The organism is Roseivivax sp. THAF197b (assembly GCF_009363255.1).
GTDB lineage: Bacteria > Pseudomonadota > Alphaproteobacteria > Rhodobacterales > Rhodobacteraceae > Roseivivax.
Map to the genome: position 1 here is coordinate 1,787,457 of NZ_CP045318.1, position 25,027 is coordinate 1,812,483.

The 25,027-nt window shown below is 63.4% G+C and carries 24 protein-coding genes; 14 read left to right on the top strand and 10 right to left on the bottom strand.

Annotated features, from left to right (window positions below):
- Window positions 1-8: 8 nt before the first annotated feature.
- Together ruvX and ccmI are read right to left on the bottom strand one after the other, a co-directional pair.
- Window positions 9-488 (bottom strand): Holliday junction resolvase RuvX, encoded by a 480-nt coding sequence (gene ruvX, locus FIV09_RS08940; protein ID WP_152449613.1) that lies wholly within the window; start codon window positions 486-488, stop codon window positions 9-11.
- Entirely contained in the window at window positions 485-1,735 is a 1,251-nt protein-coding gene (gene ccmI / locus FIV09_RS08945) for a c-type cytochrome biogenesis protein CcmI (RefSeq protein WP_172975668.1), read from the bottom strand. The genes ruvX and ccmI overlap by 4 nt, the downstream gene beginning before the upstream one ends.
- Before the next feature lie 240 nt (window positions 1,736-1,975).
- Between ccmI and FIV09_RS08950 the strand changes: the two genes are divergently transcribed.
- From FIV09_RS08950 to rarD, 4 genes are all read left to right on the top strand, one after another.
- Complete coding sequence (locus FIV09_RS08950; RefSeq protein ID WP_152449614.1) at window positions 1,976-2,584, top strand: superoxide dismutase; 609 nt, start codon at window positions 1,976-1,978, stop codon at window positions 2,582-2,584.
- 164 nt (window positions 2,585-2,748) lie between these two features.
- Window positions 2,749-2,979: a hypothetical protein gene (locus tag FIV09_RS08955; protein WP_152449615.1), complete on the top strand. Its 231-nt coding sequence runs from the start codon at window positions 2,749-2,751 to the stop codon at window positions 2,977-2,979.
- Window positions 2,979-3,434, top strand: a complete 456-nt coding sequence (locus FIV09_RS08960) for a host attachment family protein (RefSeq protein ID WP_152449616.1) — start codon at window positions 2,979-2,981, stop codon at window positions 3,432-3,434. The genes FIV09_RS08955 and FIV09_RS08960 overlap by 1 nt, the downstream gene beginning before the upstream one ends.
- Before the next feature lie 124 nt (window positions 3,435-3,558).
- Window positions 3,559-4,476: an EamA family transporter RarD gene (gene rarD / locus FIV09_RS08965; RefSeq protein ID WP_254702337.1), complete on the top strand. Its 918-nt coding sequence runs from the start codon at window positions 3,559-3,561 to the stop codon at window positions 4,474-4,476.
- Here the strand turns inward: rarD and FIV09_RS08970 are convergent.
- Entirely contained in the window at window positions 4,398-4,970 is a 573-nt protein-coding gene (locus tag FIV09_RS08970) for a TIGR00730 family Rossman fold protein (RefSeq protein ID WP_152449617.1), read from the bottom strand. The two genes, rarD and FIV09_RS08970, sit on opposite strands and share 79 nt — an antisense overlap.
- A gap of 109 nt (window positions 4,971-5,079) precedes the next feature.
- Between FIV09_RS08970 and FIV09_RS08975 the strand changes: the two genes are divergently transcribed.
- Window positions 5,080-6,609, top strand: a complete 1,530-nt coding sequence (locus tag FIV09_RS08975; RefSeq protein WP_152449618.1) for a LysM peptidoglycan-binding domain-containing protein — start codon at window positions 5,080-5,082, stop codon at window positions 6,607-6,609.
- Window positions 6,610-6,611: 2 nt separating this feature from the next.
- Here FIV09_RS08975 and FIV09_RS08980 read toward each other — a convergent pair whose 3' ends face one another.
- Window positions 6,612-7,538 carry a LysR substrate-binding domain-containing protein gene (locus FIV09_RS08980; protein ID WP_152449619.1) on the bottom strand — a complete coding sequence of 309 codons (927 nt, stop codon included), beginning with the start codon at window positions 7,536-7,538 and terminating at the stop codon, window positions 6,612-6,614.
- Between the two features lie 78 nt (window positions 7,539-7,616).
- Between FIV09_RS08980 and FIV09_RS08985 the strand changes: the two genes are divergently transcribed.
- Both FIV09_RS08985 and FIV09_RS08990 read left to right on the top strand, forming a co-directional pair.
- Window positions 7,617-8,846, top strand: coding sequence for an acyl-CoA dehydrogenase (locus tag FIV09_RS08985; RefSeq protein WP_172975669.1), 1,230 nt, complete (start codon window positions 7,617-7,619; stop codon window positions 8,844-8,846).
- A 105-nt stretch (window positions 8,847-8,951) separates the two neighbouring features.
- Window positions 8,952-11,120, top strand: a complete 2,169-nt coding sequence (locus FIV09_RS08990; protein ID WP_152449620.1) for a thiamine pyrophosphate-dependent enzyme — start codon at window positions 8,952-8,954, stop codon at window positions 11,118-11,120.
- Window positions 11,121-11,316: 196 nt separating this feature from the next.
- On the opposite strand, the gene FIV09_RS08995 is transcribed toward FIV09_RS08990, so the two are convergent.
- Together FIV09_RS08995 and FIV09_RS09000 are read right to left on the bottom strand one after the other, a co-directional pair.
- Window positions 11,317-12,678: an ISNCY family transposase gene (locus FIV09_RS08995; RefSeq protein WP_152449621.1), complete on the bottom strand. Its 1,362-nt coding sequence runs from the start codon at window positions 12,676-12,678 to the stop codon at window positions 11,317-11,319.
- Between the two features lie 112 nt (window positions 12,679-12,790).
- Entirely contained in the window at window positions 12,791-13,735 is a 945-nt protein-coding gene (locus FIV09_RS09000) for an IS30 family transposase (RefSeq protein ID WP_371417774.1), read from the bottom strand.
- 289 nt (window positions 13,736-14,024) lie between these two features.
- Between FIV09_RS09000 and FIV09_RS09005 the strand changes: the two genes are divergently transcribed.
- Window positions 14,025-14,825, top strand: a complete 801-nt coding sequence (locus FIV09_RS09005) for a LuxR family transcriptional regulator (RefSeq protein ID WP_152449623.1) — start codon at window positions 14,025-14,027, stop codon at window positions 14,823-14,825.
- A gap of 402 nt (window positions 14,826-15,227) precedes the next feature.
- Here FIV09_RS09005 and tsf read toward each other — a convergent pair whose 3' ends face one another.
- Window positions 15,228-16,106 (bottom strand): translation elongation factor Ts, encoded by an 879-nt coding sequence (gene tsf / locus FIV09_RS09010; RefSeq protein WP_152449624.1) that lies wholly within the window; start codon window positions 16,104-16,106, stop codon window positions 15,228-15,230.
- A 105-nt stretch (window positions 16,107-16,211) separates the two neighbouring features.
- A complete protein-coding gene (gene rpsB / locus FIV09_RS09015) occupies window positions 16,212-16,991 on the bottom strand; it encodes a 30S ribosomal protein S2 (protein ID WP_152449625.1) in 780 nt (259 codons plus the stop codon).
- 436 nt (window positions 16,992-17,427) lie between these two features.
- Here rpsB and FIV09_RS09020 point away from each other — a divergent pair, with 436 nt between their 5' ends.
- The 3 genes from FIV09_RS09020 to FIV09_RS09030 are packed head-to-tail and all read left to right on the top strand — an operon-like array spanning window position 17,428 to window position 19,752.
- Window positions 17,428-18,639 carry a hypothetical protein gene (locus tag FIV09_RS09020; protein ID WP_152449626.1) on the top strand — a complete coding sequence of 404 codons (1,212 nt, stop codon included), beginning with the start codon at window positions 17,428-17,430 and terminating at the stop codon, window positions 18,637-18,639.
- A complete protein-coding gene (locus FIV09_RS09025) occupies window positions 18,636-18,929 on the top strand; it encodes a hypothetical protein (protein ID WP_152449627.1) in 294 nt (97 codons plus the stop codon). The genes FIV09_RS09020 and FIV09_RS09025 overlap by 4 nt, the downstream gene beginning before the upstream one ends.
- A complete protein-coding gene (locus FIV09_RS09030; protein WP_152449628.1) occupies window positions 18,904-19,752 on the top strand; it encodes an ABC transporter substrate-binding protein in 849 nt (282 codons plus the stop codon). The genes FIV09_RS09025 and FIV09_RS09030 overlap by 26 nt, the downstream gene beginning before the upstream one ends.
- Window positions 19,753-19,770: 18 nt before the next feature.
- On the opposite strand, the gene FIV09_RS09035 is transcribed toward FIV09_RS09030, so the two are convergent.
- The gene (locus tag FIV09_RS09035; protein WP_152449629.1) at window positions 19,771-21,072 is read right to left on the bottom strand and encodes a HupE/UreJ family protein; all 1,302 of its coding nucleotides are present in this window, start codon (window positions 21,070-21,072) and stop codon (window positions 19,771-19,773) included.
- A 148-nt stretch (window positions 21,073-21,220) separates the two neighbouring features.
- Between FIV09_RS09035 and FIV09_RS09040 the strand changes: the two genes are divergently transcribed.
- From FIV09_RS09040 to FIV09_RS09050, 3 genes are all read left to right on the top strand, one after another.
- A complete protein-coding gene (locus FIV09_RS09040) occupies window positions 21,221-22,114 on the top strand; it encodes a PfkB family carbohydrate kinase (RefSeq protein WP_152449630.1) in 894 nt (297 codons plus the stop codon).
- On the top strand, window positions 22,111-23,025 hold the full coding sequence (locus FIV09_RS09045; protein ID WP_152449631.1) for a pseudouridine-5'-phosphate glycosidase: 915 nt from the start codon (window positions 22,111-22,113) through the stop codon (window positions 23,023-23,025). Before FIV09_RS09040 ends, FIV09_RS09045 begins: the two co-directional genes overlap by 4 nt.
- Window positions 23,026-23,118: 93 nt before the next feature.
- Window positions 23,119-23,820 (top strand): DUF502 domain-containing protein, encoded by a 702-nt coding sequence (locus tag FIV09_RS09050; protein WP_152449632.1) that lies wholly within the window; start codon window positions 23,119-23,121, stop codon window positions 23,818-23,820.
- A 148-nt stretch (window positions 23,821-23,968) separates the two neighbouring features.
- Here FIV09_RS09050 and FIV09_RS09055 read toward each other — a convergent pair whose 3' ends face one another.
- Window positions 23,969-25,000, bottom strand: a complete 1,032-nt coding sequence (locus FIV09_RS09055; protein ID WP_152449633.1) for a patatin-like phospholipase family protein — start codon at window positions 24,998-25,000, stop codon at window positions 23,969-23,971.
- Window positions 25,001-25,027: the final 27 nt, after the last annotated feature.

Here is a 25,027-nt window from a genome sequence, read left to right on the forward strand (position 1 = left end):
TGTCGATCCTATCCCTTTCCCTGGCGTATATGCCTAATTCGGTCGAGCGCACCCTGCAAGATATATGAGGCGGCGACGTGATCGATCAGGGCCGCGCGTTTCTTGCGCGACGTATCGGCCTCAAGCAGGGCGCGTTCGGCGGCCACGGTGGACAGCCTTTCGTCCCAGAAAGTGATCGGCCCGTCCCAGAGCCCCGAGAGATTGCGCGCAAAGGCACGGGTCTTCTGACATCGCGGCCCTTCGGTGCCGTCCATGTTGCGCGGCAGACCCAGAACGATGCCACCGATCTCGCGCGCGGTCAGGATCGCGATCAGCGCCTCGGCATCGAGGGTAAACTTCTTGCGACGGATCGTCTCGAGCGGGGTGGCGACGGACAGCAGGCGATCCGAGACCGCGACGCCGATGGTCTTGTCGCCGAGATCGAGGCCCGCAAGTGCGCGCATGGGCGGCAGGGCCTCCACCGCGTCCTCGACGGTTTCATGGATCATTGCGCAACGCCCGCGCTGATCGCGCCTTCGCGGACCACTTCGAGTGCCGCTTCATTGCCGAGGAACACTTCCTGTGCGTTGTTCCAGATCGCACGCGCCTGATCGGTGTCATTCAGAACCCCGTAGGCGGTGATGAGACGCGCCCATTCCTCGGGCGTGCCGCCCTGACGCGAGAGCCGGTCCGAGAGGCGCGCGACCATGCCCGCGATCATCGCCTCGCGGTCCTCGGCGCTCATGTCGCCTGCCGCATCCATGTCATCCGCGCTCGGGCCGGGCAGGGGCGCGTCTGGCAGGGATGGGTCGGGCAGGGGCGGCGTATAATCGTTCACGCCTGCGCGCCAGGCCATCTCCTCGATCTGGCTGGCGATGGGCGCGACCCACGGATCGTCCGCGCCGGAGCGGCGCAGCAGGCCGTCCCAGATGCGGAAGGCGCGATCGGGACGTCCGGTCTGCGCAAAGCTCAAACCCGCGTAATAGGTGGCCACGCCGTTCTCGGGATCGCGTGCAAGGCCCGCCTGCAACGCGCGCTCCGCCTCGGGCGAGATGTAACCGCCTGCGGCGAGGATCATCATGTCCGCGAGATCGACGTAATCCTTCGCCGTGGCCGCATCGCCCTTGAGCGCGATGATCCGTTCCTGCGCCTGATAGGCTTCGCGGTAATTGCCAAGCGCGGCCTCGGACCGGGCGAGAAGCTGGAAGCCCTGAAGGTCATCCTGACGCTCGGCCACCGCGTTGCGCAGCCGCTCCACGAGTTCCAGGTATTCGGGCGCGGGCGGCTCGGTGGGCGCCGTTGCGGGCACCTGCGCTTCGGCGGTTTCCTGATCGGGGCGGTTTGCCCGCGCCTCCTCCGCCTGCGCGATGCGGTCCGCGAGGCCCAGATCGCCGTAGCCGGGCGCGCCCAGATTGGCGTAAAGATAAAGGCTCGCGCCCATGAGGAAGGACAGGACCAGCACTGCCATGGCCAAAGTCAGGCCGCGCGGCTCGGTCGATTGGGCGGCCTTGGCCTGAGCGGCGGCATCCGCGCTCAGAAGGCGGCGCGACACCTCGGTGCGCAGGCGCTCTGCCTCCTCCGGGCCGATCACGCCGCGTTCGAGATCTCGGTCCACCTCGCGCAGCTGGTCGCGATAGACGCCGATATCAGACGCCTCGCCGGTATTGTCCGCGCGCCGCCTGCGCAACAAGGCCAGGCCGATCAAGGCGGCCACCAGAAGCGTCATGGCGACGCTCACGATCCAGAAGGCAATCATGCCTGCTCCCCATTCTTCCCTGAGTGACGGCATATCGTTCCGCAGGCGCGATCAAAAGCCAAAACCGCCTGTGGAAGGGCGGTGCGTCCATGTGGCAGTCTCTGCGCGGGGCGGTGGAACAACGGCGCCCCGAGAAAGTTGTCCCAGTGACGGCTCCGGACGGGCGACTTGACCGCGGAGCCTTGTCGGCGCACCAACGGCGCTATGTCGCAGATTAATCACCAAACCAAGAGGACTGTCATGGCTTTCGAACTTCCCGACCTCCCGTATCCCCACGATTCACTGGCCTCCAAGGGCATGTCGCAGGAAACGCTCGAGTTTCACCACGACATCCACCACAAGGCCTATGTCGACAACGGCAACAAGGCGATTGCCGGCACCGAGTGGGAAGGCAAGTCCGTCGAAGAGATCATCAAGGGCACCTATGACCCGAAGGCGGTCGCGCAGAGCGGCATCTTCAACAACGCCTCGCAATACTGGAACCACAACCAGTTCTGGGAAATGATGTCGCCCGACAATGTGGCGATGCCGACAGAGCTGGAAAACGCCATCACCGAAAGCTTCGGCTCGGTCGAGAAGTTCAAGGAAGACTTCGCCGCCGCGGGTGCCGGTCAGTTCGGCTCCGGCTGGGCATGGCTCGTGAAGGACACCGATGGCGGGCTGAAGGTCACCAAGACCGAGAACGGCGTGAACCCGCTTTGCTTCGGTCAGACGGCACTGCTGGGCGTCGATGTCTGGGAGCATTCCTACTACATCGATTTCCGCAACAAGCGTCCGGCCTACCTCAACAACTTCCTGGAAAACCTGGTGAACTGGGAAAACGTGGCGGAGCGCCTGTCCAAGGCCTGATCGCCTGAGGAACGCCTCGTAAGGCATTGTGAGAACGTGATTTCGCCCCGGGTATCCCCCGGGGCGTTTTCGTATGTTTCGGTGAAATTCGGCACAGCCAGAGGAACATCACGGCCCAGCTCGCGTTGATATTCTGAACACGTAATACAGCAAAGGAGACAGTCATGGCAGACCGCATCAAATCCAAGGATGGCGTCCGCGAGACAGAAGAAATCCTTGGCCAGAAGCCCGAAAACCTCGACCAGGCGCCCAGCCAGGGTGGCCGCGGTGGCGGCGCGATGGCCCGCAAGGTCGGCACCCGCGACGAAGAAAAGGCGGTTGATGAAACCTCCAACGGGCGCACCGCACCCAAGGCGCAAGATCAGGACGGAAGCGGCGACAAGGAGAAGGTGTAATGGCCCGCATCGACAACGGCACTTGGGTCCTCATCGCCGACGGTGAGAAGGCGCTTTTCCTGCGCAATGACGTGGATGCGGAAAACCCGGATCTGTACGTCGTCCGTCTTGAGGAGCAGGACAATCCCTCGGACATGGAGCAATCCGCAAATCGTCCGGGTCGCATGAATGACGGCGGTGCGGGCCAGCGCTCCGCACTGGACGACACGGATTGGCACGAACTGGCCAAGGACCGCTTCGCGAAGGATCTGTCGGATATCCTTTACAAACAGGCGCATAAGGGCGCCTTTGACAAGATCGTCCTCGTGGCCCCTCCGCATGTTCTGGGTGAGCTGCGCGACGATCTGCACGAAGAGGTCAGCTCGAAAGTCGTGGCGGAGGTCGACAAGACCCTGACGAACCATCCGCTCGACAAGATCGAGACCCTTCTGCGCGACACCTTGGCCGAGATGTAACGCTCAGGCGGATATCGCGATCACCGAAGGCCCGGTTGCTTTGCGCAAGCCCGGGCCTTCGTTGCGTCTGGCGGCACGCTCTGCCAGTGATTTGCGCAGACAGCAGCGAACGGACAAGACGGATATGGATGGGCATAGGGCGGGCGTCATCGCGATGGTGCTGTGTTGCGCCTTCTGGGGCCTTTCCCCGCTTTATTACAAGCTTCTGGCGGATGTTCCGACGCTCGAAGTCCTGGCCCATCGCACCTTTTGGGCGCTCATTTTCTTCGTTCTCTATCTCGGCATCCAAGGCCGGTTGAGGGCGCTCTTCGAAGGGCTTCGCGATCCGGGTACCTTCCTTGCGATGGCCTTTGCCGCCGCCGTGATCGCGGTGAACTGGTTTCTGTTCATCCTTTCGGTCCAGAACGGTCGCACCACCGAAGCGAGCCTTGCCTATTACATCTTTCCGCTTGTGGCGGTGCTGTTCGGCATGGCCGCCTTCGGCGAAAAGCTTGGCCGGTTGCAGGCCGTGGCCGTCGCCTTGGCTGCCATCGCCGTCGCGATCCTGACCCTGCGTCTGGGCCATCCACCATGGTACGCGCTGACCATCGCGGTCTCGTTCGGGCTTTATGGCGTGGCCAAGAAACGCCTGAAGATGGGGCCGGTCATGTCCGTGGCGGGGGAGGTGCTGTTGGTGCTGCCGCTCTCGGCTGGCTGGCTGTTCAAGCTGCATGCGATCGACGGGACCGGGATCTTCGGCCAGGATTGGGGGATCAGCTTCCTTCTGATGCTGTCGGGACCGCTGACCTCCGTGCCGCTGATCCTGTTCAGCTATGCGTCGCAGCGCGTCTCCATGGCGACGCTGGGGCTCATCCAATACTTGAACCCCACGCTGCAATTCCTTGTGGCTGTTGCGATTTTTCGTGAACCTTTCGGCGCCGCGCACGCGGTTTCCTTCGCGTTGATCTGGGCGGCGCTGGCGATCTATTCGACCGCGGTGCTCCGCGATGACAGGAAGCGGCGCAAGGCTTCGATGGCGCCACCCACATCATCGGCGACCTGAACCGCCGCACGGGTATCCGCGCCTGCGAAGCCTTCGCCCACGACATAATCCAGAAGCTGGATGAGCTTGGTCCAGTAACCGCCTGAATTCACGAGGATGATGGGCTTGTCATGCAGTCCGAGCTGATGCCAGGTCAGCACCTCGAAGAACTCGTCGAGCGTGCCGGCACCGCCGGGCAGAACCACGATGGCATCGGCATTCATCAGCATGACCTTCTTGCGCTCATGCATGGTCTCGGTGACCACGAAGCGCGTCAGGTCCCGCTTGCCGACTTCCCATTTCACTAGGTGGTCGGGAATGACCCCGAACGTGTCGGCCCCGGCGCCTTGCGCCGCGCGGGCAACGCGCCCCATCAGCCCGACATCGCCCGCACCATAGACCAGCCGCCAGCCTTCCGCGCCGATGGCCCGACCGAGCGCCTCCGCCGTTTCGGCATATTCGGGACGTGCCCCGTCACGGGCACCGCAATAGACGCAGATTGAGGCCTGTGGCATGGGCGCACTCCGGATGTGGCAAGGCTTTTGACCTGAATACGCGCGTTGATATAGTGTCGCAATAGCGCTGGCCGTCAGGGTCAGCCGTTCGATGGGGATGCGGACGTTTATGAAAAAGCTCGCCTTTACAGGTGGCCCCGGCGGGATCGTGGCGGGGATCGCCGCCGTGCTCGGGGTGTCGCTGCTGGCGCTTTACGCGACAGGACGGCTTGCTCCTGACCTGCCGGAAGAGGCCGACGCGACGGAGGCTGCCGCTGCCGTCCCGGCCCGTCCCGCCGAGGGGACGGCGCCACCTGAAACGTCGGTGGATGAGGCGGCCCAGACCGCACCCGTCCCGGAGCCTGTGGGGTCGGAAGAGGCGAGCACGGAGGCTGAACGCGACGCGCCGCAAGCGCCGCCTGACGAGGGCCAACCGATTGATACCCAGGCGTCGGAGGCCGCCCCGTCGGTAGCTCCTGCCGCCACCGAGACCGAAAGCGCGTCACAGGACCCGCAGGAGACAGGTCCGACCGCGCCCAGCATCGACATCGTGCGTGTGGATCGCGACGGAAGCGCGGTCATCGCCGGGCGCGCCGATCCCGGTATCCGGATCAGCGTGACGGTCGATGGTGTCCACATCGCCACCGAAAACGCTGATTCGTCTGGAAATTTCGTTTTGTTCCTGGATCTCGGAACGAGTGCCGACGCGCGTGTTCTGGAAGTGTCGGCGGAGGGGCCTGATGGGCCGGTTATGGCGGAGGCCGAGGTGATCCTCGCACCGCGCACGCGTGTTGCGGTCGCGCGTGCAGAACCGGATGCGGCGCGGCCTGCGGCTCCATCTCCTAAGAACGATGAGGCCCAGACAACCACGGACACGAGTGAGGACGTTGCTACCATTTCCGATGACGGCGAAAGCGGTGAGACAGAGCGCGCGGATGCCGGTTCTGCTCCTGCCCAAGATCCCCCCGCACCAGCAGATGAGACCGAAGAGGTCGCGCTATCTTCCGAAGGTGCTGGACGTGCGGAACCCGACAGGGCGCCGCCGTCTCCTCCGGACCCCATTGCCGTACCCGATGTCCAGGTCACGACGGACACAGCACCGGACGACGCGCAGGCAAGCCCTTCGGCGGTTCTGATCTCGCGCCCCGAGGGCGTCGAAATCGTCCAGCCCGCAAGCGATCCGGCGACGCCCCCCGAAGGGGATTTCGTGGCGCTAGACAGCATTTCCTACGATGCGGCGGGGCAGGTGGTCCTGACCGGGCGGGCGAGCCCGAATGGCAGCCTTCGCGTCTATCTCGACAACCAGGAAATCGTGCTGACGGATGTGGGAGATAGCGGGCGGTGGCAGACCGATCTCGCCGGGACGGAGGCCGGGGTCTACGCGCTTCGGCTTGACCGGGTGGATGCTGAGGGCAGGGTGATTGCCCGGATCGAGAGCCCGTTCCAACGGGAAAGCCGCGCCGCGCTCGATGCGGCCAGCGCCGAGGCTGAAACCCCTGTCTTTGCGGTCACTGTCCAGCCCGGCAACACGCTTTGGGGCATTTCGCGGGAGCGCTACGGCGAGGGCCCGCTTTTCGTGAAGGTGTTCGAGGCCAATCGCGACCAGATCCGCGATCCGGACCTGATTTATCCCGGCCAGGTTTTTGCATTACCTGAATAGGATCAACGCGGTAGACGGTCGTCTTCACCCTCGGCCGTGTTGGCCAGCCAGTCGCGGAAAGCCTTGAGCGCGGGGGTGACGGGCCGGTCCGTAGGCCAGGCCAGGTGATAGGCCCCCAGCGTCGCGGGCGGTGCATTCGTCGCGCGGATGAGCGGGCCGCGGGCGAGGTCCTCCTCGATGAGGTAATCCGGAAGCAGTGCGACCCCCAACCCGTGAAGGGCGGCTTCGTGGATCGTGGTGAACTGGTCGAAACTGGTGCCGGGCAGGGCGCCCTGGCCTGCACCCTGGGCGGCGAACCAATCCTCCCAGGCGGTGGGTCGGGTGTCGATATGCAGAAGCGGCAGCTTGGCCAGCGCCGCCAGCGCGACCGGACCATCGGGCAGCAGCGAGGGCGCTGCCACGGGCAGCACACGCTCTGGCCGGAGAAACAGTCGTTCCGTGCCGGGTCGGGCAGCGGCCCCGAACTCCACAGCGGCATCGAAAGGCTCCGCACTGAAATCGGGCGGGCGAAGCCGCGTTGTGAAGGAGATCGTCACTTCCGGGTGGCGCCGGGTGAAATCGGGCAGACGCGGCACCAGCCATCGCATCCCGAAGGAGGGCAGGATCGACAGCGACAAGGCGCCTGCCTTCGAGGGCATCCGAAGCGTCAGGGAGGCCTGCGCGATGCGCTTCAAGGCCGCGCGTACTTCGGCGGCGTAATCCTGCGCCTCGGGCGTCAGCGCCAGCGCGCGCCCCTCGCGGTTCACGAGCGTCAGGCCGAGCTGTTCCTCCAGCGTCTTGATCTGCCGCGAGATTGCGCTTTGACTGAGGTCCAACTCGCGCGCGACAGCGGACGCCGTGCCCAGCCGATCCAGCGCTTCGAGCGCCCGGAGCGCGGTCAATGGCGGCAACAGACGCCGCGACAGGGGGGATACTTGCGTCTCGTGCATGGGTTCTTGAGGTAATGTCGCTTTTTGTTGCCATGGGCGCAAGGTAAGAACAAGGCAACCGATTTAGGAGGACGTGCGATGAAAGACCTGACAGAGACGCCGGAACTCAAGGCCAAGGACGCCCCCAACCTTGGCGCATTCGACTGGGAAGATGCCTTCCGCCTCAGCGATCAGCTCGAGGAAGATGAACGCATGATCGCCGACAGCGCCCGTGCCTATGCGCAGGAAAAGCTGCAGACGCGCGTGATCAAGGCTTATGAGGATGAGACCGTCGAGCCTGAGATCTTCCGAGAGATGGGCGAGATGGGCCTTTTGGGCACGACGATCCCCGAGGAATATGGCGGGCTTGGCGCGGGCTACGTGTCCTACGGCCTCGTCGCGCGCGAGATCGAGCGCGTGGATTCCGGCTACCGATCAATGATGTCGGTGCAATCCTCGCTCGTGATGTATCCGATCTACGCCTATGGCACCGAGGCGCAGCGCCAGAAATACCTGCCGAAGCTGGCCTCTGGCGAGTGGATCGGCTGTTTCGGCCTCACGGAACCCGATGCGGGCTCCGATCCTGCGGGCATGAAGACGCGGGCCGAAAAGATCGACGGCGGCTACAAGATCACCGGCTCGAAGATGTGGATTTCGAACTCGCCCATCGCTGATGTGTTCGTGGTCTGGGCCAAGTCCGAAGCCCATGGCGGCAAGATCCGTGGCTTCGTGCTGGAAAAGGGCATGAAGGGCCTGTCCGCGCCGAAGGTCGGCAACAAGCTGAGCCTGCGCGCCTCGGTCACGGGCGAGATCGTGATGGAAGGTGTGGAAGTGGGCGAAGACGCGCTTCTGCCTAATGTCGAAGGGCTGAAAGGTCCGTTCGGCTGCCTCAACCGCGCGCGCTACGGCATTGCATGGGGTGTCATGGGTTCGGCCGAGTTCTGCTGGCACGGCGCGCGTCAATACGGGCTCGACCGCAAGCAATTCGGCAAGCCCATTGCGCAGACGCAGCTCTTCCAGAAGAAGCTCGCCGACATGCAGACCGAGATTTCGCTGGGCCTTCAGGCCGCGCTGCGGGTCGGTCGCCTGATGGACGAAGCCAAGGCCGCGCCCGAGATGATCTCGATCATCAAGCGCAACAATTGCGGCAAGGCTCTGGATATCGCGCGGATGGCGCGGGACATGCATGGCGGCAACGGCATCTCGGCGGAGTTCCAGGTGATCCGGCACATGGTCAACCTCGAGACGGTGAACACCTATGAGGGCACCCATGACGTGCACGCGCTGATCCTGGGCCGCGCGCAGACCGGCCTGCAGGCCTTCTTCTGAGGCGCAGCTTTTCGAGCCCTTGCGGCCTCTCATCGCGGGGGCCAAGGTAGCCGGGCGCGGGGATCTTCCTCGCGCCCTTTTCTATGCAAGGCATTGGGGCCGATTATGGACGCAGCGACACGGGTGCATGAGCAATTTCTGGAGCGGGTCCGCGCGCGGGATCTTCCGGAAACCGGGGATGTGCGGGCAGGGGATGCGGGCCTCGATCTCGACGGCCTTCTGGGGCTCTGGCGCGCGCAGCTCGTCTCACGGCACATGGATCGCGCCGGGCGCTGGCTGCAGGCGCAGGGGCAGGGGTTCTACACGATCGGCTCCTCGGGTCATGAAGGCATGGCTGGGGTTGCAGGCGCGCTTCGCGTCGAGGATCCGGCCTTCCTGCATTACCGTGACGGTGCCTTTCAGACCGCGCGCTCCGCGCAGGCAGACATCGACGCGATGCGTGACATGGCCCTGTCCTTCGCCGCCTCGAGCGAGGACCCGATATCGGGCGGACGGCACAAGGTTTTGGGGTCAAAACACCTGAACATCCCGCCGCAAACCTCTACGATTGCGTCACATTTGCCGAAAGCCGTCGGCGCGGCCTTCGCGCTAGGACTGAACCGGCGGCGCGGCCAGCCGGAAGACCGGCTGGTGATGTGCTCCTTCGGGGATGCCTCGCTCAATCACTCGACCGCGCAAGGTGCGCTCAATTGCGCGGGCTGGACCGCCTGGCAGGGCGCGCCGCTTCCGCTGATGTTCGTCTGCGAAGATAACGGCATCGGGATTTCGACCGCCTCGCCGGAGGGCTGGGTGGATGCGGTCCTGCGGGCGCGTCCGGGCCTGTCCTACACCCGTGTCGATGGTTGCGACGTGGTCGCCACCCATGCCGCAGCACTCCGTCTTGCCGCGGAGATCCGCCGCACCAAACGCCCCGGTCTTCTGCATCTGAGTTGCGTGCGGCTTTACGGCCATGCCGGGGCGGATGTGGAGAATGCCTATCGCAGCGAGGCGGAAATCGCCGCGAACGAGGCGCGCGATCCCTTGCTCTACACCGCGCGCCACCTGCTTCATGCAGGACTTGAAGAACCCGATATTCTCTCATCGTATGAGGATGTTGCAGCACAATGCTTCCAAGCGGCGGAACACGCGATGACTCGTCCGCATCTGGAAAGCGCCGCGGAGGTGAGCGCGGCTCTGATCCCGCCACGCCGCAGCGTCCCGCACCGCAACGGGCCATCGCCCGAGGCGCGCGCGGAAACGCTTGGGCCCGTGGATCTGCGCGCCATGGAGCAGAAGCAGCCGATGAACAAGCTCATCAATCTGGGGCTTGCGGAGCTGATGCTGGACGTTCCCGAAATCATCGTCGCCGGAGAGGATGTTGGCCGCAAAGGCGGCGTTTACGGGATCACCAAGGGCTTGCAATCCAAGTTCGGACAGATGCGGGTGATGGACACGCTTCTCGATGAGCAATCCATCCTGGGCCTCGCCATCGGGTTGGGTCAGCAAGGTTATCTGCCCATGCCGGAAATCCAGTTCCTGGCCTATCTGCACAATGCAGAGGATCAGATCCGAGGCGAAGCCGCGACGCTGCCGTTCTTTTCCAATGGTCAATACAGCAACCCGATGGTGCTGCGCATCGCGGGGCTGGGCTATCAGAAGGGCTTTGGCGGGCATTTCCACAACGACAACTCGCTGGCCGTCCTGCGCGACATTCCCGGCATCATCATCGGCTGTCCGTCAGACGGCGCGGACGCCGTTCGCATGTACCGTGAAGCCGTGCGGCTGGCACAGGAAGAGCAGAGCGTGGTCGTGATGATCGAACCGATCGCGCTCTATCCCATGCGCGACCTCATGGAGCCCGGCGATGGCGGCTGGATGCAGCATTATCCCGAACCCGACGAGACCGCGCCGCTGTCGGTGCCGCGCGTTCTGGGGCAGGGTACGGACCTGGCCATCGTTACCTATGGTAATGGGGTATTCCTGTCGGAACAGGCGCGCCAAGACCTGGACGCCCAGGGCATATCCGCACGGATCGTCGATCTGAGATGGCTTGCGCCGCTCGATGCGGAGGCGATCGTCGCGGCGACGGAGGGCTGTCGTCAGGTGCTGATCGTCGATGAGTGCCGCCGCACCGGATCGCAATCCGAGGGGTTGATGACGCTCTTTGCGGAAGCCGGACGGACGGGCGTGTCGCGTATCACGGCAGAAGACTGCTTCATCGCGACGGGCCCGGCTTATGCGGCGACCTTGCCGTCGCGGGATGGCATTGTGGCTGCGGCGCGGGCGCTTTTCTGACGGTATGCGCAGACGCGCTGGGAAAAGTGCCGATTGCCAAATACTTGCCGCCTTGTCTTGGTGCGGTGGTTGAATGGTCAGGGGGCCCAATTCTGTGCGCCAGTTGTTGCAACCAAGTAGAAATGTCACCAGCTCTGCAAAGCAGAAGTGTCACCAAGGGGCGCTGAGGGGAGCAAAGCCTGACAGGGCGGAGACCTTAGATATCGCAGCCCTGGCTGGCTTTGCGTTTGGCAATTTTCTGTTGGTCGGAAAGCGTGTTCCAGCCGTTATTTCGACGTCCCGTTGGCTCGTAGCGGGTGCGCTGTTTGCCCGCGCGGCGTTTCTTCGGCGGTGCCTTGTCCTGCTCGGCCTTGATGTGTTCCAGAACGGCGCTCAGATGCTTGTTCTCGGTGATGGCGGCATGGGTCACGCGCTGGTCCTTGTCGAAGACGGAGTAGGGCAGCGAGACGCCCCTCCATCGGAATTCCAATCGGCCGTCCACGAACTCGAAGGTGTCGATGTACTTGCCGGGCAGATCGCGCGTGATTTCGTTCTCGTGGAGAATGATCCGCAACCGATCATAGGAAAAGGCCAGCTGTTGGCCGACATAGCGCTCGTCACGCCAGCACAGGATATCGGTCAGCCGGTCCGGCTCGGTATTGAGGGGCCGGTGCAGGTTATCCCGGCGCCGCGGGGTCCTGGCGAACTTGGCGTTGTAACGGTCCATGAAGGCGGGAAGGAGCGCGTTCGCGGCGCCCATGTCCGAGGTGCCTGCCAGACGCAGCTCCTTGACCAGTCGATCCTGTAACGTCCGGTTCGCGCGCTCGACACGGCCCCTGGCCTGGGAACTGTTGGCGCAGAGGATCTCGATGTTCAGCTCGTTCAGAGCACGGCCAAACTGGGTCATCCCATGGCCTGACTTCGCGCCTTGCTGGGCAACACGGAACACTGTGTGCTTATCCGAATAGAACTCCACGGGACGACCATGTGTATGCAGGTAATGCTCAAGCGCGCCGAAGTAGCTGAAGGTGCTCTCGGACTCCACGAACTCCAGATGCATCAGCGTGCTGGTCGCATCGTCGATGAAGACGAGTAGGGTGCAGGACGGCCCGCGATCCTCGAACCAGTGATGACCCGAGCCGTCGATCTGGATCAGTTCGCCGTAGCACTCCCGGCGCAAACGCGGCTGATGGAATGTCCGTCGTTGCTTGCGCGAGAGCCAGATCCCGGCACCGGACATCCATTTGCGCAACGTCTCGCGCGAGACCTTGAGCCCGTGGTCTTCCTCGAGCTTCTCAGCTGCAAAGGTCGGGCCGAAGTCGATGTAGTTCTCGGGCACCAGCGTGACAGCGAACTCACGCACCGCCGGATCAATCCGATTGTTCGAGGCCCGGCCACGCGCCTTGTGCCGGATCGCTGCCGGACCGTCAGACTGAAACACCTTCAGCAGTCGGTGAACTTGTCGTCGGCTCAATCCGAGCACGTTGGCCGCCGTAACAGACGTCATCCGGCCTTGGGTCACTTGGCTCAGTACTTCTATGCAGTTCAGCTCGCGCTCGCTCATGATCACCAGTCCCACAGACGCACTCCAATCCTGCTTGCTCAACAGGGAAGTGTGACACTTCTACTTTGCAGATGTGGGACATTCTAACTTTGCGCTGATGGCTCAAGGGTCGTTGCGACGTTTTCCGCTATCTCAGTTTCTTCATCTCTTCTCTGAAGGCTTCAGTTGGGGTGCGCCATCCGAGGCATTTTCTGGGTGTCCCGTTCAGGCGGTCACAAATCGCCTTCATATTGCGATTTGAGAGCGCCGCGAGCTGGGTGTCACGCGGTAGATATCTGCGTGCACGTTTGTTTAGGTTCTCGACCGAACCCTTTTGCCAGGGTGCCTGCGGATCGCAAAACCAGCTTTCCGTTCCGATGCCGGACTTCAGCTTGCGCCATGCGCGGAACTCGAAGCCACGGTCGAAGGTGATCGAACGGCGAGCGGGCTGGGGCAGGGGTTCCATCACGTCCATCAGCTTGTTTATGAAGTGTGTCGAGCTGCGGTCGTTGTTGCGGAACAGGACGGCAAACCGGGTCTTTCGCTCGACCAGTGAGGCGACGTTCATCGTGCCTTGGGAACGTTCAAAGATCATCAGATCACCTTCCCATTCGCCAAAAGTCTCGCGCGTCTTCACGTAGTCCGGGCGTTTATGGATCGATCGATCTGGCGGAAATACTTGGCCTCTGGGGCGTCTGGCATAGCGCGGCTGACGCTTCTTGCGTCGGCTTGTTAAGTGGCGCGCCAGTTGTTCGGATTGGCCTTCGCGGCTGTAGACATACGCATAGATCGTCTCGTGGCTGACGCGAATTGGCTGCCCATCGAAATCAAGACGCCCGGCAATTTGCTCTGGCGTCCAGCCGACCTTCAGTTGAGCGATGACATGGGCACGCAGACCATCGAGGCGGATCAGCTTGCGCCTTCGAGCGCGTCGGTCAGACGCATATTTCTGCGCATTCATGCCGTAGTAGCCGTTCAGATTTGGCAGCTCTTCGTCGGTAAAATAGTTCCGCTTGATCTCGCGATAGACGGTTGAGCGGTGCCTGCCGATCTCAGCTGCGATCTTGCTGACAGGCACTTCTGCATTCAGCATGTCTTCGATTGTGCGCCTCTCACGCAAATCCAGTTCTGTGTGGGCCAATTCCACTCTCCTTGCTTTCCAGCAAGATAGGGGATTTGTCGCAACCCAGTTTAGAATGTGCCCGCGTACACCAGTAAGTCTCATAATCAGTATTATGTAAACAGAAGATGTGGCTGAAGCCAGCGCTATCGCGGTCAGACCTCCTGCACATCTCTTGGCCCCTCCACGGATGACGACAAGCCGCGCTAGACAGACAAGGCAAGCTGACGCTATCACAGACGCATTCTACGGAGACGTTTTCATGGACTGCATCAACGTGAAGGCAACGCTCGACCCGGTGGATCCGGTCGATCTTCAGAAACGCGTTCTTGCACTCACCCAGCATGAGAAGATCGAGGAAGTCTGGGCCGATCTGTGCGACGCCATGGCGCGCTACGGTTTCGACCGGCTGTTCTACGGGTTCACGCAGTTCCGCTCCGGACAATCGCTTGGCGATCCCGACGATTTCCTCGTGCTGACGAACCACCCGCCGAGCTACACGCAAGCCTTCTTCGACGATCAGTATTACCGCGACGCGCCGATGGTCCGCTGGGCCCTCAATCACGATGGCGCGTGTTCGTGGAACGTCCTCAAGCAGATGGAGGACGAGGGCGTTCTGAGCGCGGCTGAACGGCGCGTTCTGATGTTCAATCGTGCGCGCAACGTGACCGCAGGTTATTCGGTGTCGTTCAGATCGGTGTCGCGCCGGGCCAAGGGCGCCATCGCATTGACCGCACGGATCGGCCTTGACCAGGACGCGGTGGATGCCATTTGGGAGGCGCATTCGGACACGATCCTGATCCTGTGCAATGTCGCGCATCTCAAGATCCTGACCCTGCCCTATACGCCACCCAATCAATCACTGACGCGCCGCCAGCGCGAAGCGCTCGAATGGGTTGGCGATGGAAAGACCACGGCGGATACCGCGGCCCTGATGGGTTTGACGCCCGCGACGGTCGAGAAACATCTCAGGCTCGCCCGGGCCGCGCTGAACGTCGAGACGACCGCGCAGGCGGTGCTGAAAGCGTCGTTTCAGAACCAGATGTTCGTGCTCGATCTCTGATCTGACAGGCCGAATACGCGCGGCTTACCTTAAGGTCAGGTTTTCCGGACTTTCCTTACGCTGCGTCAAATGAGACGCTTACGGTGTTCCAACGATGTTGGCCCTAAGGGTCAGGAACAGTCCACGGCCACATATCCCTGCAATTTCAGGGCTCTGCGTGGTTTCTGGTGCAAACCGTTCGACGTGTCGGCTGCATTTTCAGTCCGGCCGCCGAAGCCCGACCGATCTTGTTCTCATCCCCAATGTCATTGATCGGTCGGGTCCTTGCGCTGAGACAGCGCGGTTTGCGCGACCGGTGAAAAAGGGTGCGTAACGAGTTCTCTGGTAAGGAAAAAGCCGCTTCGAAAGAAGCGGCTTTTTCCCGTCTTTCACAAGGAGCAGCGCAAGATGCGCCGCGCAGGATCAGCCGCCCTGGGCAGCCTTTGCGACCTCTGCTGCGAAATCCTCTTCCTTCTTCTCGATGCCTTCACCGACCTGCATGCGCACGAAGCCGGTGACCTCGACGCCCGCATCCTTCGCGGCCTCGGCCACGGTCTTGTCGGGGTCGATGACGAAGGCCTGACCGAGTAGCGTGATCTCGGAGAGGAACTTCTTCATGCGGCCTTCGATCATCTTCTCGATGACCTGCTCGGGCTTGCCGGATTCGCGCGCGATGTCGATCTGGACCTGACGCTCCTTCTCGACAACGGCGGGGTCGAGATCGGCTTCACCGAGCGATGCGGGGTTGGCCGCAGCGATGTGCATCGCGACCTGACGGCCGAACGCGGCATTGTCGCCCGACAGCGCGACCAGCACGCCGATATTGCCCATGCCGTCTGCGGCTGCATTGTGCACGTAGGATACGACCTGACCGCCTTCGATCTTCGCCATGCGGCGCAGGGTCATGTTCTCGCCGATCTTGGCGATGGCGTCCGTGATCTTGTCCTTCACGGGCTTGCCATCGACCTCGGCTTCGGCCAGCGCCTCGACGCTGTCGACGCCAAGCGCCGCGCCGGAGATCTCCGAGACCATGTTCTGGAACTCGGCGTTCTTGGCAACGAAGTCGGTCTCCGCGTTGACCTCGACCGCGACGCCGGTGCCGCCATCGACGGACACGGCCACGAGGCCCTCTGCCGCCGTGCGGCCGGACTTCTTCGCGGCCTTGGCAAGGCCCTTGGTGCGGAGCCAGTCGACCGCCGCCTCCATGTCGCCGTCATTTTCGGTCAGCGCCTTCTTGGCATCCATCATGCCAGCGCCGGTCATTTCGCGCAGTTCTTTCACCTGTGCAGCTGTGATCGCCATGGGGCTCTCCTCAAGATATTGGGTCATCGGGCGGGACGATGCAGGCCCCTGCCCGGTCAAATCGCATGGGAATTCGGGCCGCGAGCCAGACGCGGCCCGAAAGGATCAAGCGTCGGCGGCCGGTGCTGCCTCTTCGGAAACCGCCTCTTCTGCGGGGGCTTCCTCGAGCGCGCCGAGATCGACGCCAGCCGCTTCCATCTGGCCGGACATGCCGTCGAGTGCCGCGCGCGATGCCAGATCGCAGTAAAGCGCGATGGCCCGTGCGGCGTCGTCATTGCCGGGGATGATGTAGTCGATGCCGTCGGGCGAGCAGTTGGTGTCGACCACGGCCACGACCGGGATACCCAGCTTCTTGGCTTCGAGCACGGCCAGCGCCTCTTTCTTCACGTCGATGACGAAAAGGAGGTCGGGCAGGCCGCCCATCTCGCGGATACCGCCCAGCGAGGCCTGCAATTTGCCCTGCTCGCGCTCCATGCCGAGACGCTCTTTCTTGGTGAGGCCTTCTGCGCCACCTTCCATCTGCTCGTCGATGGACTTCAGACGCTTGATCGACTGCGAGACGGTCTGCCAGTTGGTCAGCGTGCCGCCGAGCCAACGGTGGTTCATGTAGAACTGCGCGCATTTCTCAGCGGCTTCCGCGACCGGCAGCTGGGCCTGGCGCTTGGTGCCGACGAAGAGCACGGAGCCGCCCTTTGCGACGGTTTCGCGGATGACGTTCAGAGCAGCGTCCAGCATCGGGACGGTCTGCGTCAGATCCATGATGTGAATGCCGTTACGCTCGCCGTAGATGAACTCGCCCATGCGGGGATTCCAGCGCTGCGTCTGGTGGCCAAAGTGAACGCCAGCTTCCAAGAGCTGACGCATGGAGAACTCGGGAAGAGCCATGCCGTTTCCTTTCCGGTTTTCGCCTTGGCGGGGATGTGATCCGGGGCATCTGCCCCCGGACAACCGGTGGACGTCAGGGATGTCTCCCCTGAACGCCCGCCCCGCCTGCGGGATTAAGTGAGTGCGCGTTACACCGGCCGGGCCTGCTTCGCAAGGGTGTGAAGCGCAGAAAATCGGTTAACGCGAGTATCGTTTACAAATTCGCGTTTTGCATGTACGCTCATACCATATTTTAAGACTGTTTTTCACATCCGAGACCTTTCGCAATGGCTTATTTGTCGCTCATTTTCCTATTGTCTGCGGTCATTTCTCCCGCGCCAGAGCGTCCGTCCTGCATGCCCATGGACGCCGATGGGCCCGCCCTGCATTGCTGCCAGCTTTCCAATGGCCTGACATGCTGCAGCGAAAGTCTCGATTCAGACGGGACGATCACGGGATGCGACTGTTCGGGATAATTGCGGCTGCGAGCCTGTCGGCCACGCTCGGCACCACGGGGTCGGCGCAGGACCGATATCGTTTCGAAGTCACGATCGAGGACCAGTCCTACACGTTGCAGACCGCACCGGCCGTGCATTACCGCCTCTACGAGACGGAGCCGGGACCGGGTGCCGATCTCGATGCGCATTATGACGCAAAGAACCCCGAAGCCACCGGCAATCCCAACAGGTTCGTCTATGGCGCGGGCAGGCTCGATCATGTCGGGGACAGCAGCGATACGCGCAGCTATGTCCGGGTCGATATCGGTCAGTTCGAGAACCTTCTGCCTGCGGATCCCACGCTTCTGGTGGCGCGGCTCACGCCGAATTACCTGGGCGGCCCACCGATCAAGCGCACGGTCGTTCTGAAGACACGCGCGCAATTCGCAGAGCTTTACCGCCTTGAGGTCAATCAGATCCTGCGCCTGTCGCAACTGGGCGAGGATGATTTCGAACGGGCCTACAAGGCGGCCTTGGGCGCGATCGACTATTCCCCCGATCTCGACAATTACCTGCTGTTCATAAAGGTCCTGCGGGCCGAGTTGGACAGCGGAAGCGGCAGGCTCACCCATACCCCCGCCACGCGAGAGGAATTGGCACTTCTGCTGCCGAAATATTCCGAGCTCGATTTCGGCAATCGCTGGCTCATCGACGTGGACCTTCTCGATACGCTTGTAGGCGCCCGCGATCCCGACCGGTCCTACGGCACAGCGGGTACTGTGCGCGATGCGGCGGTGATGCTGGGCACGAGCATGATCGAGGCGCTGGAGACGGCGGATGCGGATCTGGCCAGCTTGCCGATCGTTCGGGTATATCAGCACCTCTCGGCCCTACATGCAGGTGCGGGCGATTGCATCTCCTTGTCAGAAAACGCAGCCCGCGCGCTGGCCGATGCAGATGAAATCCGCATGGCATGGTCGGCCCAGCGTCGACTGTTTCTCGACTGGGCCACCTGCCTTGAGCAGATGTCGGGCTTCGGCACAGGGCCCGATATCGACACGATCATCGCGGATGCCGCCGAAAAACCCTTCCTGAAAGCGCAATGGTCCGCCTTCGCGGAGGCCGGTCAGCGCGCCGGGACGCGGCTCGAATTTGCGACCGCCGCACCGGATGTCCGCATCCGCGACCTCAAAGACATCTCCCTGCGCATTTCAGAAAGGAGCCCGGAATGAACACACCGACCCCCGTCACCAAGCCGGAGGTGCGCACGACCCGCGTGGGCCTCGATCAGGCCTCGAAACGCTTTGTCGTGTATTGCGCGGTTTCGGTCTCGTCGATCATCGCGCTGGCGGTGATCGGTGTGGTGGCTTTGATGCCGCTCCTGTCCCCGGGATACGAGGTGCCGGAGACGCTGGCCAATTGGGGCGGGCTGATCATCGGCTTCTACTTCGGCTCCTTCGTCACGCTGCTCAAGGACTGGTCTCAGGAGAGTGTGGATGTGCATCAAACGCCCGGAAGCTAACCTGCGGCGCCTGGGATCGGTCGCTCTGGGCGTCGCCCTGTTCGTCGGGCTGGTCACCGGCGACGGCGCACAGGCGCAGGACGTCACCCTGCCCTTTGACAGCGAGTATCCACCCCTGTCGTTTCGTGGTCCCGATGGCGTGGCCGATGGCTTCGACGTGGCCGTGGCGCGCGCCTTGTCCGACAAACTGGGATTGGTGCCGGACTTCATCCCGGCCGATTTCGTCCGGATCCAAAGCGGTAACTGGCCCGACGACTGGCCCTTTGCGGTGGCCTCCATGTCGATCACCGATCAACGCCGGGAAGTCTTCGATTTCGTGGGCGCCTATTACTACGATTTCGTGGTGCTGATCGGGGCGGAGACCGGTGGCGACCCCCTGCCCCAGCCCGGCCCGGGTGACCGGATCGGCGTCTGTTCGGGCTGTGTCTACCGCGCCTTTCTGGAGGGCAACTTCATGATCGGCGATGGCGAGATGGGATCGCCGCGCTATCCCGATGCCGAGATCGTGGATTTCGCGACCGATACCGACATGCTGCGCCAGCTCGTGGCCGCGGATGGCAGCATCACGCATGGTGTGACCAGCGCCCGCTTCGCCGAGTATTTTCGGGATCTCGGCTTCGCGATCACCGTCTCATCCGAAACCGTCTTCGTCACACCGACCTATATCGCGGTGCCGAAGAACAGCTCCGTGGCACAGCAGGACGTCGCCTCGGCCTATGATGCGCTGAAGGCGGAAGGCATTCTGTCGGAGCTGTCGGTCGAGCATCTGGGCCGGGATTACACCGACCCCGAGATGTTCAACGAAGACGGGCCCACCGAATGAAGGGCAAGGTTGGGCAGGTTACAGAAAGACCCGCTCGACGAACCAATAGGTGCCCACCAGCGCAATCCCTGCCGAGGCAGGAATGGCGACAAAGGTGCGGTAGGCATCCAGCTTGTCGACATTGGTCGCCGCCAGCAGGCACAGCAACGAGAGCGCCGCGAGCGGGATCAGGAAGACCGGCGCCGACGCCTCGAAGCCCGACAGAAGACCGCTGCTCGACAAAAGCACGGTCAATATGATGAAGATCACCGCCATCACGCCGTAGAAGACCTGGCCCGTGCGCTCCGAATAATCGAGCGCGTCGACCCGCAGGGCCACGAAGACCAGCGCGAAGACGATGCCGATCACGGTCAATTGTCCCAGCTCCACGCCGATATTGAACCCGATCAGCGCCGGGATGAACTGGCCCGCGGGCAGGCCGAACTCCCCCAGTACCGAGGCAAATCCGAGCCCGTGCAGGAGGCCAAAGGCGAAAACCACCAGCGGCCGCCATTTCGACCACCCCTTCGAGACGATGTTCTCGACCGCGACGAAGACGATCGAGGCCGCGATGATAGGCTCCACGATAAAGCCCGGCACGTTCACATAGCCGAGCGCGCCAAGGGCCAGCGTCACCGTATGGGCCAGCGTGAAGGCCGAGACCTGCCAGAGAAGCGGGCCGAGCCGCGCCGACAGGAAGAAGAGCCCCAGCACGAACAAGATGTGATCTAGGCCCATGGGCAGGATGTGTTCGAACCCGACCGGGATGTAGCTCAGGAACGCTTGCAGCCCGGTCTCGGCGCCGCCCCCGCTGATGTCGATGGGACCCGAGGGTGTGCCGCCTTCGAGGAACCCGGTGAAGGGTTCCGCGACGCCCTGCTGGCGCAGGACCAGCGTGCCCCATTCGGCAGGCCAGGTCACGGTGATGCTGTCGGCGCCTGCGGGCAGCCGGCCCTCGAACCCGAGCACCGTGTCGCGGGGAATCTCGACATTGCCGACGGGGCCGGGGCTGATCTCCGTCATAGTGAGCGGCACCGCCTCCGTGCCCGCGTCGATCTCGATCCGATCGGTCAGCGTGCCGCGCATCTCGGACAGGCGCGCGCCCAGCTCTTCAGGGGACAGCGCGCGCAGGGCGTCGATCTCGTCCGACAATTCCAGCGCGTTGGTATCCTCCACCCCTTCAAGATCCGCACCGGCCACGATCGCCTCGGCATTCAGCGTGACCGACAGGCGCAGCATGTCGCCATCGGTGGTCATATCGGCGATGGTCGGCCGGACCTCATGCGCCGTGGCAAGGCCGGCCAGCGTACAGAAGAGGGCAATGAGGACGGAGCGGACCATGCGGGACGACTTTCGTGAACTGGAAGATGCCCCGAACCAAGTGGCGCAAAGCGCGCGATGTCAAGGCGCGGGCCTCATGACGCGAGGGGAATTAGCCGACCGCCGCCAATGACTTGCGGCGATCCGCGCACTCGGTCAGAACGGAGATATGACGCGCACACCTGACATCCTCTGCATCGGCTCCGTCCTGTGGGACATGATCGGACGCGCGCCGTCCCATATGGAAAAGGGTGCGGATGTGCCGGGCCGGATCATCCGCCTGCCGGGCGGCGTGGCGCTGAACATCGCGATGACGCTCGCACGATTCGGCATGCGTCCCGCCCTTCTGAGCGCGGTGGGGCGCGACGCAGAAGGGGACGAGCTGCTGCACCAATGCGCGGGCCTCGGGCTCGAGACGGCGTATGTCTACCGCTCCGACGACCTGCCGACGGACCGCTACATGGCGGTCGAGGGCGCGAACGGGCTGATCGCGGCGATTGCCGATGCGCATTCGCTGGAAGCGGCAGGGGCCAAAATCCTGGCCCCCCTGGGCGACGGCGCGTTCGGCACGGCAGAGGCGCCCTATCCGGGTCCCGTGGCCATCGACGGCAACCTGACCGCGCAGCTCCTCGAGGAAATCGCCCATGATCCGCGCCTCTCCCGCGCGGATCTGCGCATCGCGCCTGCCTCGCCCGGCAAGGCCGAACGTCTGATGCCCTTCCTGCGCGCAGCCCGCGGCACGCTTTACGTCAATCTCGAAGAAGCGGGCATCCTGTGCCACCAGAGCTTCGCAACCGCCGCCGAGGCCGCCACGGCGCTTGTTGAACGGGGCGCGGCACGCGCGCTCGTGACCGATGGTGGACAACCCGCTGCCGATGCCAGCACCGATGGCGTTCTGACCGCAACGCCAAGGCAAGTCCTCGTCACCCGCGTCACCGGGGCGGGCGACACGTTCATGGCCGCCCATATCGCCAGCGAGGCCCGCGGAGCCGAGCGCGCGACCGCCCTCGCCCGCGCCCTCGACGCAGCCGCCCAATACGTATCCGGAGAGACCCCCTCATGAGCCTGATCCACCTCTCGCCCGATGTTGCCGCCGCCCTGGAGGCAAAACAGCCCGTCGTGGCGCTGGAATCGACGATCATCACGCATGGCCTGCCCAAGCCGCAGAACCTCGATGTGGCCCGCCAGATCGAGGATGTGGTGCGCGATGCGGGCGCGGTGCCCGCCACGGTCGCCGTGCTGGATGGCACGCTTTGCGTGGGGCTTGATGCGGCACAGCTCGAACAGCTCGCCGAGGCAGAGCGGGTCGCCAAGCTCAGCCGCGCGGATCTGGCCGTCTGCATGGCCGAGGGGCGCACCGGCGCCACCACCGTGGCCGCCACGATGATCGCCGCGCGTCTTGCGGGCATTTCGGTCTTTGCCACGGGCGGGATCGGCGGCGTGCATCGCGGCGCGGAGCAGAGCTTCGATGTCTCTGCCGACCTGCAGGAGCTGGCGCAGACGCCGATCACGGTCGTGGCCGCCGGGGCCAAGGCCATCCTCGATCTGCCGAAGACCCTTGAGGTGCTGGAGACGTTGGGCGTGCCGGTCATCGCCTATGGTCAGGACGCCCTGCCCGCCTTCTGGTCCCGCTCCGCCGGGCTGCGCGCGCCGCTGCGCATGGACAGCGCGCGCGCCATTGCAGAGGCGCACACGATGCGCGGCAGGCTGGGGCTCGCCGGGGGGCAGCTTGTGGCCAACCCCATCCCGGAGGCCGCGGAGATCCCGCGTTCCGAGATGACGCCGATGATTGCGCGCGCGATGAAGGACGTCGAGGCCCATGGCATCCACGGCAAGGATGTGACGCCCTACCTCTTGCAGCGCATCTTCGAGCTGTCCGAAGGCCGGTCGCTCGATGCCAATGTGGCGCTGGTCCTGAACAATGCGGCGCTGGGCGCGCAGATTGCCCGCGAAATGGTCAGCATTTCATCCTGAGCGCCGCCGGAGATCGGTCCTTTTTCAACGGACCATTGTAGTTTCGCGCGTCGCGGCATAGCTCTGTGATGTAACGAGAGCCAAGCCGCGACCATGACCGAACCTTTCGATCCCACACCGCCCCGGCCGAGCCTGCTGTCGCGTTTGCGCGCGTCCTTTCTGACGGGCCTTGTCGTGATCCTGCCGGTGGGTCTGACGATCTGGCTTGTCTGGACCGTAATCGGCTGGATCGACGCCTTCGTGCTGCCGCTCGTGCCCGCGCGCTTCAATCCCGAGGAATATATCGGCATCAACCTGCGCGGCGTGGGCGTGATCTTCCTGTTGCTGTTCACACTGCTGGTGGGCTGGGTCGCCAAGGGGCTGATCGGTCGCTCGCTCATCCGCTGGGGCGAGACGCTAGTGCTGCGCATGCCCATCGTGCGCTCGGTCTATTCCGGTGTGAAACAGATCGCGGAGACGGTCTTCGTGCAATCCGACCGCAGCTTCGAGAAGGCTTGCCTCATCGAATATCCCCGCAAGGGACTTTGGGCGATCGGCTTCATCTCGACGGAGACGCGCGGCGAGGTTGCGAAAAAGGCGGTCACGTCGAACGGCCTCGTGTCGATCTTCATCCCGACCACGCCGAACCCGACCTCGGGCTTCCTTCTCTTCTGTCCGGTCGAAGACGTGATCGAGTTGGACATGTCGCTTGAGGAAGCGGCCAAACTCGTAATCTCGGCCGGGCTCGTTTATCCGAACGAGAAAGATCCCAGCGGCCCGCCCCTGGTCGCCAACCAGGTGCGCGCTGCGGAATAATCCTCCACACGCTACCCACCGCAAGGTTTGCGCCGAATGGCGCCGCGCTGGCCGAAACGGTTCCGCCGCACGTCTTCTCGTGGCTTAAGTATCGGAAGCGTCGCCAGGCTGCGGTAGCTATTCCCGTCTACCGACGACGCGGTCCGGATCAGTTGAACATCGCGACGAGGTCGGCAGATTGCCGTTCGTTTAGATCGCTCTTGTGATCGCCTAAAAACGCATCCGCCCGCGCGCGCCCCGCCGCCTTCAGCTGTGAGATCAGCGCCGGGATAGGGATCAGCTTGGTCGCGACGGACAGTTCCGTCATGAAATCGTCGTCGGCGATCATGTGCACCAGCACGCGCTTCATCGTGCCGGGTTTCACCGCACCATCGCGCAGAAGCCGCTGGACGAATTCAATCGCGCGCAATTCCTTCAAGAGCGCCGAGTTGAAGCTGATCTCGTTGATCCGGTTCTGAATCTCGTTGGCCGATCTCGGCACCTCGTCGCGGATCAACGGATTGATATTCACGATCACGACGTCGTCGGGCAGATCCTTGTCGTAGAGCGGGAAGAGCGCCGGGTTGCCGGAATAGCCGCCATCCCAGCAGGCCTCACGGCGGCCCGAATAGGGGCATGTCACCTCGACAGCCTGAAAGAGCGTGGGCAGGCAGGCGGAGGCCAGGATCGCTTCTGTATCGACTTTCTCGCCCGAGAAGATGCGCACCTTGCCGTCGCGCACGCTCGTCGCGCCGACGAAAAGGCGCGGGCCGTCATCGGCGCAGACGGATCCGAAATCGAACTCCTCCACGATGGGGATCAGCGGATTGCGGTAAAGCGGCCCCCAGGCATAGGGCGACATGACGCGGCTTGCCGTGTCGCTGAAGGCGTAGGCGGGCGAGAATTCCAGCGCGCGCGCGGTCACACCGGGATGCGGCAGCCAGGCATTCATCCATTCCGGCAGACCGATATCCCGGACCTGCGCGATCTCGTGCCAGAGCCAGTCGAGCGCTTCGCGCGCGCCCTCGCGGCCGTTCTTGTGCCAGCCCGATTTGAACGCCGCACCGTTGAGCGCGCCGGCCGAGGTGCCCGAGATGGCGGCGATCTCGATATCGGGCTCGTCCAGAAGACGGTCCAGCACGCCCCAGGTATAGGCACCATGCGCGCCGCCGCCCTGCAGGGCCAGGTTGATGCGTTTCATATCGGGTCTCCTTCGCCGCCGCTTGAA

What these genes read in the sequence shown, in the direction of transcription:
- FIV09_RS08955 (WP_152449615.1), top strand. Translation starts at nt 2,749, where the DNA reads ATGGCAGACCGCATCAAATCCAAGGATGGCGTCCGCGAGACAGAAGAA.
- FIV09_RS09000 (WP_371417774.1), bottom strand. Translation starts at nt 13,735, where the DNA reads ATGCTGAATGCAGAAGTGCCTGTCAGCAAGATCGCAGCTGAGATCGGC.
- FIV09_RS08985 (WP_172975669.1), top strand. Translation starts at nt 7,617, where the DNA reads ATGAAAGACCTGACAGAGACGCCGGAACTCAAGGCCAAGGACGCCCCC.
- FIV09_RS09050 (WP_152449632.1), top strand. Translation starts at nt 23,119, where the DNA reads ATGACCGAACCTTTCGATCCCACACCGCCCCGGCCGAGCCTGCTGTCG.
- FIV09_RS08975 (WP_152449618.1), top strand. Translation starts at nt 5,080, where the DNA reads ATGAAAAAGCTCGCCTTTACAGGTGGCCCCGGCGGGATCGTGGCGGGG.
- rpsB (WP_152449625.1), bottom strand. Translation starts at nt 16,991, where the DNA reads ATGGCTCTTCCCGAGTTCTCCATGCGTCAGCTCTTGGAAGCTGGCGTT.
- ruvX (WP_152449613.1), bottom strand. Translation starts at nt 488, where the DNA reads ATGATCCATGAAACCGTCGAGGACGCGGTGGAGGCCCTGCCGCCCATG.
- FIV09_RS09030 (WP_152449628.1), top strand. Translation starts at nt 18,904, where the DNA reads ATGTGCATCAAACGCCCGGAAGCTAACCTGCGGCGCCTGGGATCGGTC.
- FIV09_RS08970 (WP_152449617.1), bottom strand. Translation starts at nt 4,970, where the DNA reads ATGCCACAGGCCTCAATCTGCGTCTATTGCGGTGCCCGTGACGGGGCA.
- FIV09_RS08950 (WP_152449614.1), top strand. Translation starts at nt 1,976, where the DNA reads ATGGCTTTCGAACTTCCCGACCTCCCGTATCCCCACGATTCACTGGCC.
- FIV09_RS09055 (WP_152449633.1), bottom strand. Translation starts at nt 25,000, where the DNA reads ATGAAACGCATCAACCTGGCCCTGCAGGGCGGCGGCGCGCATGGTGCC.
- FIV09_RS09040 (WP_152449630.1), top strand. Translation starts at nt 21,221, where the DNA reads ATGACGCGCACACCTGACATCCTCTGCATCGGCTCCGTCCTGTGGGAC.
- FIV09_RS08990 (WP_152449620.1), top strand. Translation starts at nt 8,952, where the DNA reads ATGGACGCAGCGACACGGGTGCATGAGCAATTTCTGGAGCGGGTCCGC.
- FIV09_RS09035 (WP_152449629.1), bottom strand. Translation starts at nt 21,072, where the DNA reads ATGGTCCGCTCCGTCCTCATTGCCCTCTTCTGTACGCTGGCCGGCCTT.
- tsf (WP_152449624.1), bottom strand. Translation starts at nt 16,106, where the DNA reads ATGGCGATCACAGCTGCACAGGTGAAAGAACTGCGCGAAATGACCGGC.
- rarD (WP_254702337.1), top strand. Translation starts at nt 3,559, where the DNA reads ATGGATGGGCATAGGGCGGGCGTCATCGCGATGGTGCTGTGTTGCGCC.
- FIV09_RS08980 (WP_152449619.1), bottom strand. Translation starts at nt 7,538, where the DNA reads ATGCACGAGACGCAAGTATCCCCCCTGTCGCGGCGTCTGTTGCCGCCA.
- ccmI (WP_172975668.1), bottom strand. Translation starts at nt 1,735, where the DNA reads ATGATTGCCTTCTGGATCGTGAGCGTCGCCATGACGCTTCTGGTGGCC.
- FIV09_RS09045 (WP_152449631.1), top strand. Translation starts at nt 22,111, where the DNA reads ATGAGCCTGATCCACCTCTCGCCCGATGTTGCCGCCGCCCTGGAGGCA.
- FIV09_RS09020 (WP_152449626.1), top strand. Translation starts at nt 17,428, where the DNA reads ATGCGACTGTTCGGGATAATTGCGGCTGCGAGCCTGTCGGCCACGCTC.
- FIV09_RS09005 (WP_152449623.1), top strand. Translation starts at nt 14,025, where the DNA reads ATGGACTGCATCAACGTGAAGGCAACGCTCGACCCGGTGGATCCGGTC.
- FIV09_RS08960 (WP_152449616.1), top strand. Translation starts at nt 2,979, where the DNA reads ATGGCCCGCATCGACAACGGCACTTGGGTCCTCATCGCCGACGGTGAG.
- FIV09_RS09025 (WP_152449627.1), top strand. Translation starts at nt 18,636, where the DNA reads ATGAACACACCGACCCCCGTCACCAAGCCGGAGGTGCGCACGACCCGC.